Below are 16,643 nucleotides of genomic sequence, written 5' to 3' on the forward strand. Positions count from 1 at the left end.
AAGTTATTTGAATATTGAAAGTATTGTTTATATTTGCATCCCAATATTAATTGGAAAGTTGCAGGCGTGGTGGAATTGGTAGACACGCTAGACTTAGGATCTAGTGCCGCGAGGTGTGAGAGTTCGAGTCTCTCCGCCTGTACATAGTTTTAAAAGTCAACTCTTTAGAGTTGACTTTTTTTTGGATATTATTTAAATAAAAAAGCTTTCCAATAAATATGGAAAGCTTTTTTCAGGCTAATTCAAATTGCTATAAAATCAATTTAAAGTTTTAAAATTTTTGAAGTCAAAGTTTGACCATTTTTATTTTCTATCTTAACTAGATAAAGACTTGGCGTCAAATCTGAAATATCATAAGTATCGTTTCTAGTAAACTCACCATTAAATGATTTTACTAATTTTCCAGTGATATCAAATATTTGCAAGTTCTCTAAAGCTTTATTCGTTTTAAAAGAATCGTTTACTGGGTTAGGATAAATACTAAAAGATTCATCTGCAGTAAACCCTTCATTACCTAAGGTAGAAGGAAGATTACCAAAGATTCTAAACTGACCAGCTGGAATATTAATTGTTGATGCACTAAAGGTTGTATTGCCTGTCTCATCCATTAAATCATACCAGTTACCTCCTGTAGGAAAGTTTGTGTTGATCGTTCGTGAAACAACATCAAAGTTAGCTAATACAATAACATTTTGTATTTCACCACTTGGAACACTAGCGTCGAAAATGTCAATTCTTGGAGTTAGACTACCTGAAGTAATAGCATAATCACCTTCAAAAACTGGTTCATTAATTTTTAGTTCAATTAATCTAGCCCAATCATCATAAATTTGTTTTCTATTCGAATTGCCTAACCAGTTGTCTACCCATTGTGGTTGAGGTTTTGTATCTAGTTTACATCCATCATCATCAACACTTCCGTCGGGACATGTAAATAATGAATTATCCATACCTAAAGGAGCAAAATGCCATAACATTTTTGGCCCTGGAACTGTTATAGAAACGGCACCTAATGCTGACATTCTTGAAAGTGCAGTATTTAAATCTCTAACATTATGAGACCCATTTGATTGGTTTCCGAATGTAACATTTTTATACATTAAACGTTCTTCATCATGACTTTCAGTGTATCCCATAAGTCTTGGTCCTTGAAATTGAGAACGAGATTTGTGACCTACACCATTAATGTCATTGTTAGAATTAAAGCCCATTGTAAGTTGGTTGTATGGGTCAGTCATTTTTCCCCACATCATAACACCTTTTCCTTCACTATAACGATGGTTAGCCCATTCTTTTTCTTCATTTTCTGACCCTAAGTGTTCAAAAATCACGTAATGATTGTTATCTAATGACCAAGAATAATCTGCATAAGCTTTTAATATATCTACACGATCTTGTTGGTAACTATTAGTACATCCTTCATTGTTTTCACAATTTTGAGTAAACCCTTTAGTTAAATCCCAACGGAATCCATCAATTTTAAAGTCTTCAATCCAATGTTTAACGACACGTCTTGTGTATTCTTGAGTTAAACTACTTTGATGATTAAAATCAGATCCTACATTATAACTATGTTGTGGGACTTCATTAAAATAGGGGTTATCACTACTTGGTCCACCCCAACCATCACCATCTGGATCGTCCATCCACATGCGTGCCATAGGATTTCTTCCGAAAGCATGATTTAAAGCAATATCAAGAATGACAGCTATTCCATTTTGGTGGCATAGGTCTACAAATTCTTTAAATTTATCTTCTGTACCATAGTATTTATCTAATGCCATGTGGAATGCTGTATTGTATCCCCAACTTTCATTGCCTTCATACTCCATTACTGGCATTAATTGTATTGCATTAACATTAAGATTTTTAAAGTAGTCTATACGATCAATTAGGTTTTGATAATTTCTATCAGCATCAAAATCTCTTATTAAAACTTCGTAAACTATTAAATCTTCCTTTTTTGGTTTTGTGAAATTTGTTACTTGCCAAGGGTAAGGGGTTTGACCTGTTTGCAAAACTGTTACCTCGCGTTCTTGACCAGCAGGATATACGGGTAAATTAGGGTAACTATTACTTGGAATATATGGATCATCAAAAGGCGATAATACTAAGGTAGAAAATGGGTCAGAAGTTTTTACTAATCCAGGAGAATCTGTAATAGGATTAGTGTCAAAAACCCAATATTGATAGGTTTCTATTTGACCCGATGTTAAACCAGTTAGTTCTAACCAATATTTTCCTGTGCTAGGATCACGTTTCATAACGTCAGCATTAGTAGGTGTATAGTTATTAAAACTGCCAGCTATTTGTATAAATTCTTTTCCAGGAGCTGTTAATACTAAAGTTGCTCTTGTTGGATCTGAGCTATAATTAATACCATCTTCAACACCTGCAGGAAGCGCTTGTTCTGTAACTGTAGTTACTACAAAAACCTCAAAGCTAGCTTCTCCAGTATCGGTTGTACTAGTTGGAGATCCAACAACACGAACGATACCACTTTCAGTAATATTTTGAATAGTACTACTACATGTAGGAAAACCACAAGTTCCTGTGTCTACGGAGACATTATTATAGAATATTTCGAAACTTCCCATTACTGTAGTTGATCCTTGGAAAGCTATAAGTGCATTAATAGTTAAATCATCTCCAGAGTTTATCACAACGGGAGAACTTGATGGTTGCATAATAGTTACATTTACCGTACCTACTGGAAATATAAAATCATTACATCCATCATCTTTTAATTCTTGAGTGCCATCTTCATTTCTGAATACAATTCCTAATTGAGTTGCAGCATCTGCTTGCGGTTGAGTAATAGCATAATAGTTTTGAGGTGTAATCGTAATACTATATAGTCCACCACCTTCATTTGTCATTTGACCAACACCATCATCTTGTCCCCAATTACCTATAACATTAAAACCAAAAGCGTCTGCATTATCACCAATTCCGGAGTGCATATATACTTTGTTTGGATTAGTAAATCCATTACAGTTTGTGTCTGTGGTGTTGTTAATATCAAGTGTAATGGTTACAGGTTGATCAACCTCAATTGCACCAACATTTAATGATACCTGTGCGTTTATATTAAAAGATATTAATAATAATAAGAGTAAAACTTTTTTCATACCTAGTATTTTAAAAAAGGCTATGTTGTAAAAACATCATAGCCTTTTGTATTATTTATTATTAAAGCTAAATTGTGGATTAGTCTAAAGTAATCTCTAGTGTATTTGTATTTATGGTTAAAAAATAGGTACCAGATGTCCCAATAAACTTGAAGTTAAAATCACCATCATCAGGATTATCATTCTGTATAAAATCACTATCAATTGCATATCCTGCATCTACGTAATAAGGATAGTTTCTTCCAGTAGCCCAATCACCACTTACGGTAAAGAATCTGAAGTTAGCATCACCCTCAGAAGTGAATTCAACATTCCCAGACCAAACACCATCACTAGTACATGCAAGTTCAACAGGAGTTGCCCAATCCCATCCGGCAGTTGGTAAACCAGCACCAACAGCATAAAGGATATCAAATTCACAATCACCACCTTCTTCAACATCTGTTTGTTCTTGAAGTTCAACATTCAATGCTTGAACAGCAGATAATGTTGGTAAACCTTCATCACCTACTACAGCCATTAATCTGAAATAAACAGATCCAATATTAGATGCTTCCGTTGCTGGATTATTATCTAATCCTGCCGCTTCTGCTAGGTCAATCATTTGACCTATGGTTACAGGCATTTCATTCCCAGTAGTGTTTCCTAAATTGTATAAAGCATCACCAGAGAGGTAATCGCTAAAATCTTCTAAAGTAGCAGCTTGTAAACTATATGTTATGTTAGTTTCAACACCAAAGTCTGCGTTGTTCCAAGTAAAACGTTCAGCTAGATTGCCACTCACAGAAGAGTTTAAAACATAGTTGCTTAAGAATGTTGTACTAAATACTAAGTCTGTTGCTTCCGTTGCTACAAACTCTAAATCGTCGTCTTCTTGACAAGCTGTGAAAGCAAATACAGCTATAAACGTTAATACTAAAAATTTTAAATTTTTCATCATGTTATTATTTATTAAAATCCTGGGTTTTGTGTTAAATTAGGGTTTGCTTGTAAAGCAGTTGCTGGTATTGGAAATAGTTTATACGCATCTGGAATTGAGCTTCCATTTGCAGTTCCACCTTTCCAAGGCCAGTTGTAATTTCCGCCAGTAAATCTGTTGAAACGAATTAAATCTGATCTTCTGTGACCTTCTAGGTTTAATTCTCTTCCGCGTTCATCTATAATGAAATCTTCAGTTAAATCTCCCATAGAAATTAAATCAGCATTTGATCTGTCCCTAACATCATTTACATATCCAAGAGCATCACTCATAGATGTTCCTTCTGCTCCATTAATGGCAAGTTCAGCGTACATTAGATAAACATCTGCAAATCTGTAAAAAGGAAAATCTGTACCAGAAAAAGCTACTGGATTACCTGAACCATCTGAAGATGTATTTCTAAATTTAGTAGCTGGATATCCGTTAGTCCATTCTCTGTAATCAGTCATTTCATAACTGTGGCCGCTTGTCCAAAATAAACTAGCTCTTACGTCGTTAGATGCTGCTAAATCTGTTTCATTAGCACCGAATAAACCATACCAAGCAGACGTTGCCCTGTGGCCAGTCCAACCTTCAGTTGCTCCAAACTGAGCCAGAGGCATCGTGTCAGAACTTAAATTTCCGTTTACAATATATGTTGTATTACCAAAACTTTGACTAGTAAGTGATTCTGCTAATAACGGAAAGATAATTTCTGAAGATCCTTCGTTATCAGAAGAAAATAATCTAATAAAGTTAGGTTCTAAAGCATATCCACCTTCATTAATAATTTTATTAACATAAACTGCAGCTTTATCCATTTCTGCAACACCAGTATAAACTTCGGCATTCATGTATAATTTAGCTAATAACATGTCTACAACATATCTATTTGCTCTACCATAGCTAGACGTTGTAGATATAATAGGTTCGATTGCTAATAATTCTGATTCTACGTAATCAAATAACTGCTGACGTGTTGCTTCTGGAAGTGCTTCAGACTGACCAAAGTTTTCTTCAGTAGCGAGTACTCCTTTACCAAATACATCTATAAGGTTGTAATAAGCTAAAGCTCTTAAAAATCGTGTTTCAGCAACAATGTTTTCTTCATCTGGAAAATCTGCAATTTCTAAAATCTGTAAGAAGTTATTACATTGTGGAATGGTGTAATAAGCTCTGTCATAAAATAATCTGAAGAACTTATTGTTCCTATCCCAATTAGATGTTGTTGTTAATTGGTCTAAACCATCATCTCCCCAACGGTTTTTCATGGCATCACTTGTGAAGTCTTGTAAGTTAATGATAGCTCTCAAAAACGCTCCTTCACCAGCATCTGGACTTACAATATCAGAACTTCCTGGACCACTAGGTCCCGTTAATGCAAACGAAGCATATAGTCTAGAAACTAAACCTTCAACCGCATTAGGGTCTGAAGCTAAAAGCTCCTCTAAAGTAAGCTCAGTAATAGGAGCTGTATTTAGGTCATCAGTACAGGAATTAATACCTAGTGCTGAAATACATAATAGTAAAATTAAAACTGTTTTTTTCATAGTTGTTTTTTTAAAAATCTAAGTTAATTCCTAAAGTATAAACAGTAGGTCTTGGATAGAAATTACGATCAATTCCTCCAAAGTTTTCAGGGTCTTGCCCTGAATAATCAGTTATAAGAAAAGGATTTGTTACGGCTGCGTAAAACCTAACAGTTCCCTTTTTTATCATATTATCAAATCTATGTCCTAATGCAATATTATCACATCTTAAGAACGAAGCATCTTCTAAGTAGTGATCAGAAAACTGACCATTACCATTCACTACACCTACATCTCCAAAAACTGGATTTGCTGAGCCATCATAAAAGTTAAGTACATTAGTAAGACTATTTTGGCTATTAGCGATTGCACTATCTGTGAATCCATAATTCAATTGAGCAAAGTTATAGACGTTACCTCCAATTTGCCCTCTAAAACTAGTGCTTAAATCCCAGTTCTTATAATCGAAATTTAAACTGAAACCATATGTCCAGTTTGGTGTGATTTGAGCATAATAACGATCATCATCAGTAATTTGATTGTCACCATTAAGGTCAACAAAGGCATTTGGAATAGGATTGCCATTAGCGTCATAAACTTGTTTGAAAACAAAAGCACTTCCTGCTTGTTCTCCTACTGCATGACGTAATAAACTAGAACCAGTTCCTCTTAGACCTCCACCTGCATTAATATCAGTTAAACCATTTAAATCAGTTACTTCTGTTTTATTATATGAGATGTTTGCACCAATATTGAATCTGAAATTATCATTTCTAATTGGGTCTATATTTAAGTTTAATTCAAAACCTTCACTTTCAGTTTCACCTACGTTATCAATAAATGCATTAGTAAGTGCTTGTCCTGGAGGCACAGGTGTTTGTGCTAATAAATCTGTTGTGTTTCTTTTGTATATATCAAAAGATCCAGAAACAATTCTATTTTCAAAAAGCGTAAAGTCAAGTCCTAAGTTATAGGTTGTTGTTTTCTCCCAAGTTAAGTTAGGATTAAAAGGTTGTGCTGAATATAAAGAGGAATTAGGGAAATATTGACTATTTGCATCTCCAGCTAAGAATAATGGAATCGATGGATAAAAACCAACGGTGCCTGTAATATCTTGTTGTCCAGTTTCACCCCATCCTAAACGTAACTTTAATGAATTTATGAATTTAGAGTTTTCTAAAAATGACTCCTCATTAATCTGCCATGCCAAAGCCGCAGATGGGAAATAACCCCAACGATTATCTTCTGTAAATAGTGAAGATCCATCAGCTCTAAATGAAACAGTAAATAAATATCTTTCTAAGATGCTAACATTAGCTCTAGCGAAATACGATTGTAAGTTTAATACATTATAATATCTATTATTTGGATTTGCTGGGTTAATAGCATCTTCCCTTACACCTGAATCTTGATTGTATTGAAAACGATCTTGATTGCCATCGTTCTTGAAATTTTGGTATGAATAACCAGCTTGAACATCATATTTGTCAACAAAACCTTCATCTATATTTTTAGAATACTGTAAGTAGGCATCTAAAGTGGTATTTGTAATATGCTGACGTTCTCTATAGTTTACTCCCGGATTAAATAAATAGTTTGAGTTAATGTCACTGTTGTTGGCATCAAATCTATAAGTTTCAAAAGAATTCTCACTAAAACTTTCCTCAATTTTTGCTTGAGAAGCATCTAAGCCTAAATTCACTACAGCTTTCAATTCTGGAAGAAATGGCATTTTGTAATCAAATTCAACATTACCTAAAAAACGAAATACTTTTTCTGGACGATCACGTTGCTCTAATCTTGCTACCGGATTTGATTGAACTATTCTACGGAAAGTGTTATTGTCATCAAAAGTAGTTAAATAGTATCCCCCAAATCTATTACCTGGTGAATTGTCATATACAGGTTTTGTAGGATCAAATTGAGCAGCTTCTCCAATTGCTCCACCTGCATCTATAGCATTCTTTTCAGCAAAGATTGCTTTAGCATTAAAATCTATTTTAAGATTGTCATCCAATAATGTTGGAGTTAATTTTAAAGAAGCAGAGATTCTTTCGTAATCATCATTTTTAACTACACCTTCTGCATTTGTATAACCTATAGAAGCTCTAAAGGGGATTTTTTCAAATAAGTTAGCTCTTGCACTAAAGTTAGAATTTGATGTAAAAGCTGTTCTTACAATAGCATCATTCCAATCAGTATCATAGATTGCTCTTCCATTTATAATTTGAGCAATTGGTTCGTTTGTTACAACAGAGCCTAGAGGAACACCTAATTGGTCAGCACGAGTTGGATGGAATTCTTGAATAAATCTAACATATTCATTTCCATTCATAAAGTCTAAGCCATCACCCACTTTACTTACTGATATATCAGAAGAAAAGTTGAATTTAACTTCTCCAGAAGTACCTTTTTTAGTGGTAATGATGATAACACCATTGGAAGCTCTAGATCCATATATTGCTGTTGCAGAGGCATCTTTCAATATAGAAAAACTTTCAATATCATTTGGATTTACTAAGTTTAATGGGTTTGAAACTCCTGCAGGATTATCGTTCCCAATTGGAACACCATCAATTACAATTAATGGATTGTTTTGTGCGTTAAGAGACGAGCCACCACGAATTCTAATGTTTGGTGCTGAATCAGGCGATCCACCGGAGTTCGTTATTCTTACACCTGCAGCTTTACCATTTAATAATTGGTCTGTAGATACAATTGCTCCTTGGTTAAAGTCTTTTGAAGAAACTACGTCAACAGATCCTGTAGCATCTTCTTTTTTTACAGATCCATATCCAATAATTACAATTTCATCAAGTTGAGCAGTATCTTCTAATAAAGATACATCTAATGGAGATTGACCTGAGTAAGTGATTTCCTGAGTAATATACCCTAAGTACGAGAATACTAGGATATCTCCTTGATTAACTTTGATGCTGTAAAGACCATCAAAGTCTGTTGAAGCTCCAGTTGTTGTACCCTTGACTAGGATATTGACACCTGGCAGGGGAGATGCATCAGCTTGGTCTATTACCGTTCCTGTTACCGTGGTTTGTGCCAATAAGGACATAGGTAACAAAAAAGCGAGTAATAGCAAGCTATTTAAAAATGTTTTCATACACTATTTTTAAGTTAATTTCAGTTAGTTTGTTGTTTATATTTTCACTTCTACGTTAAAATTATGTAAAATTTGAGTAAATACTGAATTATCAGATTGTATTTACCTAGCGAAAACGTTTTCGTGTTAAGAACTTTTTTTAAATTAACAGAAATCAATAATAAATGACCTATAATTATAGATTTTACAATAAAATAATATCTTTATTGCCATATTAAGAAATATAGGAGCAAACTTTTTTCTTTAAAAATAAGAAAAAATACCCAAAAAGTCAACTCTAATCTTATTCTAAAATTTGATGGTTTTTACAACATTGAATCTTGGTTATATCCCTTTAACATGAGAAGAAAAGTAACGCTAAAACAAATCGCTAAAGAATTAGATGTCTCTATATCTACAGTTTCCAAAGCGCTTAGAAACAGTATTGAAATTAGTGAAGATACAAGACAAAAAGTACAGGCGTTCGCTAAACTATATAACTATAGACCGAATAATATTGCATTAAGTCTTAAAAACAGAAAAACGAAAACTATTGGTATTATTATACCCGAAATTGTTCATCATTTCTTTTCAAAGGTAATTACAGGTATAGAACTGGTGGCAAATAAGCGTGGATATAATGTTATTGTTGGGCTATCAAATGAGTCATTCGATAAAGAGGTGATTAACATGCAAATGTTAGCAAATGGCAGTATAGATGGTTTTATTTTGTCTATTGCCAAAGAAACTTTGCAACAACAAGATTACCATCATTTTACAGAAACTATTAATCAAGGCATGCCAATCGTTATGTTTGATCGCGTTGTTAATGAAATACCTTGTGATAAAGTAATTGTAGATGATATTAATGGTGCAAAAAAAGCGGTAGAAAAATTAATATCGACTGGTTGTAAAAACATAGCGATTATTACAACTAAAGACTATGTGAGCGTTGGGAAACTTAGAACGCAAGGATATTTAGAAGCTCTAGAAGATCATAAAATCCACCCTAAATCCTCTTTGATTTTAAAAATTGAAGATAAACTACTTTCAGATGATCATTTGGATATCCTAGAGAAGGAAATCGAACAATTGTTTAAATCAAACAAATCAATTGACGGTGTTTTTGCTGTTAATGAACTGTATGCAGTAACAGCAATTAAAGTAGCAAGGAAACTCGGATTAGAGATCCCGAAATCTCTTCAAGTAGTTAGTTTTACTGATGGTGTGCTTTCTAAGCACTCAACTCCTAGTTTAACTACAGTGAGTCAACATGGACAACAAATTGGAGAAAAAGCTGCTGATTTATTAATCAATAGATTAGAATTAGAAGAAACTGATGAAGAGGAAGAAGAAATCTACGAAACGGTTATTATTGAGACTGATTTGATCGAAAGAGAATCAACCAAATAATAGATTTAATATTGAATATTTAAAAACTTTACTATATTTACAACCAAATCAAAACTTATATTTTCACTTCTACATTTAAGTTTTGATAAGTTTTATCGCTTGTCAATAGTATTAATTTAAACATACTATTATGAAAAAGCGCGCCCTTAGTTTTTGGGAAATCTGGAACATGAGTTTTGGTTTCTTGGGAATACAATTCGGTTTTGCATTACAAGGAGGCTTTATGTCTCGAATATTTCAAACACTCGGAGCAGATGAACACTCTATTCCATTACTTTGGATTGCTGCACCTTTAACAGGTTTGCTTGTACAGCCTATTATTGGCTATATGAGTGACCGAACTTGGCATTCTAGATTAGGACGACGACGACCTTATTTTTTAATAGGAGCAATCTTGAGTTCGATAGCTCTATTTTTTGTTCCCTATTCTCCTGCACTATGGATTGCCGCAGGTTTCCTTTGGATCTTAGACGCGTCCATCAATATTTCTATGGAACCATTTAGGGCTTTGGTAGCAGATAAGCTTACTGAGTCTCAGAGAACATATGGTTTTGTGGTTCAAACATTAATTATAGGTATTGGTACATGGATCGCAAGTAATTTGCCTTGGATGGTATCTGAAATGGGAATTAGTGATTCTGCTGCTTCTGGAGTAATACCAGATTCGGTAAAAGTTGCTTTTGCTATTGGCGCATTTGTCTTTTTGATCAGTATTTTATATACCATTTTTACTACTTCGGAATACCCGCCAGAGGATATGGAAGAGTTTAAAAGAGAAAAAGCTAAGAAAAATCAATTCATTCCAGACATATTAAATAATATTGGAAATATGCCTCTCACGATGAAGAAATTGGGTGTTATTCAATTTTTCTCATGGTTTGCATTTTTCACAATGTGGAGTTTGGCTAATCCAGCATTAACAGAACATGTGTTTAATACACCTGCTCCAGTTCAATCAATTTATGATATGACTAATGTGGTTCAAGCTGAAGCGTTTGATGTGGCTAATACAGCATTTCAAAAATCTTCAAATTTGGTAGGTTCAGCAATGGGAGTTTACGGGTTGTCATCAATGGTTTTTGCGCTATTACTTGTATTGTATACTTCGAAAAGAAATGTCAATAGAAAGTATGTACACATGTTTTCATTAATGCTTGGAGGCCTTGGTTTCATACTGATGTATTTTGCTACTCCTGAAAATCTAAAATGGTGTTTTGTGCTTATTGGTTTTTCTTGGGGAAGTATACTTTCTATGCCTTATGCAATGTTGTCTAGTTCTGTAGATCCAAATAAAATGGGAATGTTTATGGGAATCTTCAATATGTTCATTGTAATTCCTCAAATTATTGCAGCGCTTGGAGGTATTAATTTTGTTTCTAGTCTTTTGGGTGAAGAATCTATTAATGCTATGACTGTAGCAGGAATTAGTTTAATAATAGCAGGACTTTGTAATTTACTAATTACAAATAAAAATGCAATTTCTTATCAACCCGAATTATCTGAAAATAATGCATAAAAAAGGATTCATATTTGACTTAGATGGAGTTATCGTTGATACTGCTAAGTATCACTTTTTAGCCTGGAAGAGACTAGCCAATAGCATTGGTATAGATTTTTCCGAAGTTCAAAATGAACAACTTAAAGGTGTAAGCCGAGTTCGTTCATTGGAGAAAATTTTAGAATGGGGAAATAAAACCCTCTCAGATGAAGATTTTACAAATCTTATGTCTAAAAAAAATGAAAACTATTTAAGTTATATAAGTAAAATGGATGCTTCGGAAATACTTCCAGATGTAACAAAAGTTTTAGACTTTCTTATTAATAGTAAACAAGGTATCGCGTTGGGTTCTGCAAGTAAAAATGCAACGCCAATTTTAAAAAAGGTTCACCTTTTAGAGAAATTTGATGCTATTGTTGATGGAAATGATGTGTCGAAAGCTAAGCCAGATCCAGAAGTGTTTTTAATAGGAGCAAAGCTTCTAGAAATGAATCCCGAAGACTGTATCGTTTTTGAAGATTCAGTTGCTGGAGTTCAGGCTGCAAATATTGCCAATATGATATCAATAGGTATTGGTGAAAAATCAGTATTACATGAAGCTGATTTTATTTTTAAAGATTTCACTGAAATGTCTCAAGAATTTATAGAGCAAATTATTTCAGGACAAATAAATAAACAACAATAAGTGATTCATCAATCAACAACTGATTCATAATGAATAATAATTATATACAACCAGATAACTGGTCAATCATAGAAGAGGGTTTCGATCCAAAACATGTAAAGTCCTCAGAAAGCTTAATGAGTTTAGGAAATGGAGCAATGGGACAACGTGCTAATTTTGAAGAGCATTACTCAGGTGAAACATTTCAAGGAAGTTATGTGGCAGGAGTGTACTATCCAGATAAAACCAGAGTAGGTTGGTGGAAAAACGGATATCCAGAATATTTTGCAAAAGTATTAAATGCTCCAAATTGGATTGGAATTAACGTTTCAATAAATGGAGAAATATTAGACTTAGCTAAATGTAATAAAGTAGAAAACTTCAGAAGAGAACTCAACATGAAAGAAGGTTGGCTGTCTAGAAGTTTTATTGCCACGCTTCAAAATTTTATCGAAGTCAAAGTGGAGACCAAACGTTTTTTAAGTTTAGACCTCGATGAGATTGGTGCTATAGAATACAATGTAACACCTTTAAATAATGATACTCAAATTGATTTTTCTCCTTATTTAGATAATGAGATTACCAATGAAGATTCAAATTGGGATGATAAATTTTGGAATGTACTTAGTGTAAATCATGAGCATGAGCAGGCATTTATCGTCTCTAAAACAATGAAAACACATTTTTATGTGTGTACATCCATGCAAACTCAAGTGTCATTAAATGGAACTGTTTTAAAACAAGACAAAACAGTTAATGATTCTATAGATAAAATTTCGTTTACCTATCAAAATCATGTAAAAAAAGGAGATACTATCACACTAACAAAATTTGGTGGTTATATTTCAGATAGAAACCATGACAAAAATGAGTTGGTTTCGGAAGCTAAGAAAACATTAAATAAAGTTTCAGAACTTGGTTTTGATGCTTTATTAGACAAGCAAAAACAAGCTTGGGCAAAAATTTGGGATATGGCAGATATCACAATTGAAGGTGATGTCGCTGCTCAACAAGGGATACGCTTTAATATCTTTCACTTAAACCAAACTTATCTTGGTACTGATGCTAGATTGAATATTGGTCCGAAAGGATTCACAGGTGAGAAATATGGAGGAAGTACCTATTGGGATACCGAAGCGTATTGCATACCTTTTTATATGGCAACAAAAGATCAGAATGTTGCAAAAAGCCTTTTGGAATATAGATTTCACCACCTAGAAAAAGCAATTGAAAATGCAGAGAAATTAGGTTTTTCAAATGGAGCAGCTTTGTATCCAATGGTAACAATGAATGGTGAGGAATGTCATAATGAATGGGAAATTACATTTGAAGAAATTCATCGTAATGGAGCTATAGCATTTGCTATTTATAATTACCATCGTTATACAGGAGATTACAGTTATATTCCACAAAAAGGACTAGAAGTTTTAATTGGTATTGCGAGATTTTGGCATCAACGTGCTAATTATTCTATAGCAAAAAAACAATATGTAATTCTTGGTGTTACTGGTCCGAACGAATATGAAAATAATGTGAACAATAACTGGTATACAAATTACATCGCAAAATGGTGTATTGATTATGCCTTAGAGAACATTGAGAAAATTGAAAAGGAGTATAGTTCTGATTATATAAGAATTATGAATAAAGCTAAATTATCTAAAGCAGAATTGTCACAATGGAAAGACGTTGCAGATAAAATGTATTTTCCTTTTGATGACGAGCAAAATATTTATTTACAGCAAGATGGTTTCTTAGATAAAGAATTGATTTCAGTTTCTGATTTACCAAAATCACAGCGACCAATCAACCAAAAATGGTCTTGGGATCGCATTTTACGTTCGCCTTATATTAAGCAAGCAGATATATTGCAAGGATTCTACTTCTTTGAGGATCATTTTTCTACGGAAGAATTAGAACGTCATTTCGATTTTTATGAACCGTTTACAGTTCATGAAAGTTCATTGTCACCTTGTGTACATAGTATTCAAGCAGCGAAACTAGATCGAATGGAACAAGCTTACGAGTTTTATTTACGTACGTCTCGTCTTGACTTAGATGATTATAATCATGAAGTTGAAGAAGGTTTACACATTACTTCTATGGCAGGAACATGGATGAGTATCGTTGAAGGATTTGGAGGAATGCGTGTTGTAAATGATAAACTATCATTCGAACCTAAAATCCCAGAACAATGGGAAGGGTTTTCATTTAAAGTGAATTTCAGAAACCAAATCATAAAAGTAAATGCTAGTAAAGATCAGACGCATTTTGAACTTGAAGGTGATCAAGATTTAGAAATTTTAGTTAATGGTAAAACAATAGCTATTAGTCCATATAATTTGGTAACCGTATAAATATAGAACACACTTAAACTAGTTATTATGAATAAACTTATCTATTTATGTTTCTCATGTCTTGTCGTTTTAAGTGTGTCTTGTAAAGAGAATACTTCAGAAAATTCTAGTATTGAAAAACAACAATCTGAATTCATAAATCAAAGTAATATTGAGCGTATTGAACCACCAAATTGGTGGACAGGTTTTCAAAATGATAAACTTCAGCTTTTAGTAAAACATAATAACATTGGAGACTATACACCTAGTATTTCATACCATGGTATTTCAATTGAGAACGTTAGTAAAGGCGATAATAGTAACAACTACTTATTTATTGATTTAAAAATTTCTGAAAGTGCCTCAGTTGGTAAATTCAATATTTTTTTCAAAAGTGATAGTGGAGAGGAATTAATTGATGTTTATGAATTAAAAGAACGGCTAAAGCCAGCTGAAGATTATGTTGGTTTTAATAGTACAGATGCACTGTATCTTATCACTCCAGATCGTTTTGCAAATGCAAATACTAATAATGATTCACCTTTAGCAATAGAAGGTCAACCAGAATTACTAGAACGTACAATTGATAGAACTAATAATTACGCTCGTCATGGAGGCGATATTGAAGGCATAACTCTGCATCTTGATTATATTCATGACCTTGGCTTTACTGCAGTTTGGCCACAGCCAATGCTAACAAACAATATGAAGGAAGGATCGTATCATGGTTATGCTATTACAGATTTGTATCAAATAGATCCTCGTTTTGGAACTTTAAAAGAGTATCAAAACTTATCTCTAAAGTTAAAAGAAAAAGGGATGAAACTTGTGATGGATCAAGTAGCTAATCACTGCGGATTAGAACACTGGTGGATGAAAGATTTACCCTTTAAAAATTGGGTAAACCTTCAAGATAACTATGAAAAAAATATTGATAATTGGGATTGGACGACGACTATAAATTCTAATCATAGACGTACGACGAATCAGGATACTTATGCTTCAAAATATGATAGCGATGGTAATTCTCAAGGATGGTTTGTGGCTTCAATGCCAGATTTAAATCAGAGGAATACTTTTATGGCTATGTATATTATACAAAATAGCATTTGGTGGATTGAGACTGCTCAATTAAATGGAATCCGTCAAGATACTTATCCATATCCTGATAAAGATTTTATGAGTGATTGGGCTGGAGCAATAATGACCGAATATCCTAATTTCAGTATCGTTGGCGAAGAATGGAGTTATAATCCATTACTTATTGGGTATTGGCAAGATGGTGCTAATAACAAAGACGGCTACGATTCTAATTTAAAATCAACAATGGATTTTGCGATGCAGGTTAAAGTTGCTGAAGCCCTTAATGAAGATGAATCTTGGGATAAAGGATTGGTTAAAATATACGAAGGATTGGCAAATGATTTCCATTATGCTAGTCCGAAAGATATCATGGTATTTCCAGACAATCATGATATGAGTCGCATTTTCACACAATTAAAAGGTGATATTTCAAACACAAAAATGGCTTTAGCGACCTATGCGACTATGCCTAGGATTTTACAGATGTATTATGGTACAGAAATCTTGATGAACGATTTTGAAAAACCTGGTGACCATGGATTGATTCGAACAGATTATCCAGGGGGTTGGCAAGGAGATACTAAAAGTGCATTTACAGGAGAAGGTTTATCTACTGATGAAAAAGACATGCAGTCTTTTATGAGTAAACTGCTTAATTACCGAAAAAACAGTAAAGCCATTCACGAAGGGAAAACCATTCATTTTGCACCATTTAATGGTACCTATGTATTAGCACGTTCTTTCGAAGATGAAATGGTAGTGCTCATACTAAATAAAAACGATAAGCCTATAACTCTTGATTTAGAGCGCTATACTGAAATAGATTTAGATGGTAAGACACTAAAAAATGTTATTTCTGGAGAAACTATTATTTGGAATAATACATTAGAATTAAACACTAAAGGAGTTACTCTTTTGTCCACTAAACAATAAT

General features: G+C 33.5%; 9 protein-coding genes and 1 tRNA gene. 6 read left to right on the forward strand and 4 right to left on the reverse strand.

What is annotated here, in order from left to right; translation table 11 throughout:
• Window positions 1-60: 60 nt before the first annotated feature.
• Window positions 61-142 (forward strand) — tRNA-Leu (locus RH81_RS09670).
• 121 nt (window positions 143-263) lie between these two features.
• Here the strand turns inward: RH81_RS09670 and RH81_RS09675 are convergent.
• From RH81_RS09675 to RH81_RS09690, 4 genes are all read right to left on the reverse strand, one after another.
• Window positions 264-3,131, reverse strand: a complete 2,868-nt coding sequence (locus RH81_RS09675; RefSeq protein WP_033959980.1) for an alpha-amylase family glycosyl hydrolase — start codon at window positions 3,129-3,131, stop codon at window positions 264-266.
• A gap of 79 nt (window positions 3,132-3,210) precedes the next feature.
• Window positions 3,211-4,071, reverse strand: coding sequence for a SusE domain-containing protein (locus tag RH81_RS16510; protein ID WP_081988265.1), 861 nt, complete (start codon window positions 4,069-4,071; stop codon window positions 3,211-3,213).
• Between the two features lie 11 nt (window positions 4,072-4,082).
• Window positions 4,083-5,639 (reverse strand): RagB/SusD family nutrient uptake outer membrane protein, encoded by a 1,557-nt coding sequence (locus tag RH81_RS09685; RefSeq protein ID WP_033959981.1) that lies wholly within the window; start codon window positions 5,637-5,639, stop codon window positions 4,083-4,085.
• A 10-nt stretch (window positions 5,640-5,649) separates the two neighbouring features.
• Window positions 5,650-8,736, reverse strand: a complete 3,087-nt coding sequence (locus tag RH81_RS09690) for a SusC/RagA family TonB-linked outer membrane protein (protein ID WP_033959982.1) — start codon at window positions 8,734-8,736, stop codon at window positions 5,650-5,652.
• Window positions 8,737-9,075: 339 nt separating this feature from the next.
• Here RH81_RS09690 and RH81_RS09695 point away from each other — a divergent pair, with 339 nt between their 5' ends.
• From RH81_RS09695 to RH81_RS09715, 5 genes are all read left to right on the forward strand, one after another.
• Window positions 9,076-10,128: a LacI family DNA-binding transcriptional regulator gene (locus RH81_RS09695; protein WP_033959983.1), complete on the forward strand. Its 1,053-nt coding sequence runs from the start codon at window positions 9,076-9,078 to the stop codon at window positions 10,126-10,128.
• Window positions 10,129-10,258: 130 nt separating this feature from the next.
• On the forward strand, window positions 10,259-11,644 hold the full coding sequence (locus RH81_RS09700; RefSeq protein WP_033959984.1) for an MFS transporter: 1,386 nt from the start codon (window positions 10,259-10,261) through the stop codon (window positions 11,642-11,644).
• On the forward strand, window positions 11,637-12,311 hold the full coding sequence (gene pgmB, locus RH81_RS09705) for a beta-phosphoglucomutase (RefSeq protein WP_033960311.1): 675 nt from the start codon (window positions 11,637-11,639) through the stop codon (window positions 12,309-12,311). The genes RH81_RS09700 and pgmB overlap by 8 nt, the downstream gene beginning before the upstream one ends.
• A 29-nt stretch (window positions 12,312-12,340) precedes the next feature.
• The gene (locus RH81_RS09710; RefSeq protein WP_033959987.1) at window positions 12,341-14,647 is read left to right on the forward strand and encodes a glycoside hydrolase family 65 protein; all 2,307 of its coding nucleotides are present in this window, start codon (window positions 12,341-12,343) and stop codon (window positions 14,645-14,647) included.
• Window positions 14,648-14,674: 27 nt separating this feature from the next.
• On the forward strand, window positions 14,675-16,642 hold the full coding sequence (locus RH81_RS09715) for a glycoside hydrolase family 13 protein (RefSeq protein ID WP_033959989.1): 1,968 nt from the start codon (window positions 14,675-14,677) through the stop codon (window positions 16,640-16,642).
• The last annotated feature ends 1 nt before the right edge of the window (window position 16,643 follow it).

The organism is Psychroserpens jangbogonensis (genome assembly GCF_000797465.1).
GTDB lineage: Bacteria > Bacteroidota > Bacteroidia > Flavobacteriales > Flavobacteriaceae > Psychroserpens > Psychroserpens jangbogonensis.

What these genes read in the sequence shown, in the direction of transcription:
- RH81_RS09700 (WP_033959984.1), top strand. Translation starts at nt 10,259, where the DNA reads ATGAAAAAGCGCGCCCTTAGTTTTTGGGAAATCTGGAACATGAGTTTT.
- RH81_RS09710 (WP_033959987.1), top strand. Translation starts at nt 12,341, where the DNA reads ATGAATAATAATTATATACAACCAGATAACTGGTCAATCATAGAAGAG.
- RH81_RS09695 (WP_033959983.1), top strand. Translation starts at nt 9,076, where the DNA reads ATGAGAAGAAAAGTAACGCTAAAACAAATCGCTAAAGAATTAGATGTC.
- RH81_RS09690 (WP_033959982.1), bottom strand. Translation starts at nt 8,736, where the DNA reads ATGAAAACATTTTTAAATAGCTTGCTATTACTCGCTTTTTTGTTACCT.
- RH81_RS09715 (WP_033959989.1), top strand. Translation starts at nt 14,675, where the DNA reads ATGAATAAACTTATCTATTTATGTTTCTCATGTCTTGTCGTTTTAAGT.
- RH81_RS09675 (WP_033959980.1), bottom strand. Translation starts at nt 3,131, where the DNA reads ATGAAAAAAGTTTTACTCTTATTATTATTAATATCTTTTAATATAAAC.
- RH81_RS16510 (WP_081988265.1), bottom strand. Translation starts at nt 4,071, where the DNA reads ATGATGAAAAATTTAAAATTTTTAGTATTAACGTTTATAGCTGTATTT.
- RH81_RS09685 (WP_033959981.1), bottom strand. Translation starts at nt 5,639, where the DNA reads ATGAAAAAAACAGTTTTAATTTTACTATTATGTATTTCAGCACTAGGT.
- pgmB (WP_033960311.1), top strand. Translation starts at nt 11,637, where the DNA reads ATGCATAAAAAAGGATTCATATTTGACTTAGATGGAGTTATCGTTGAT.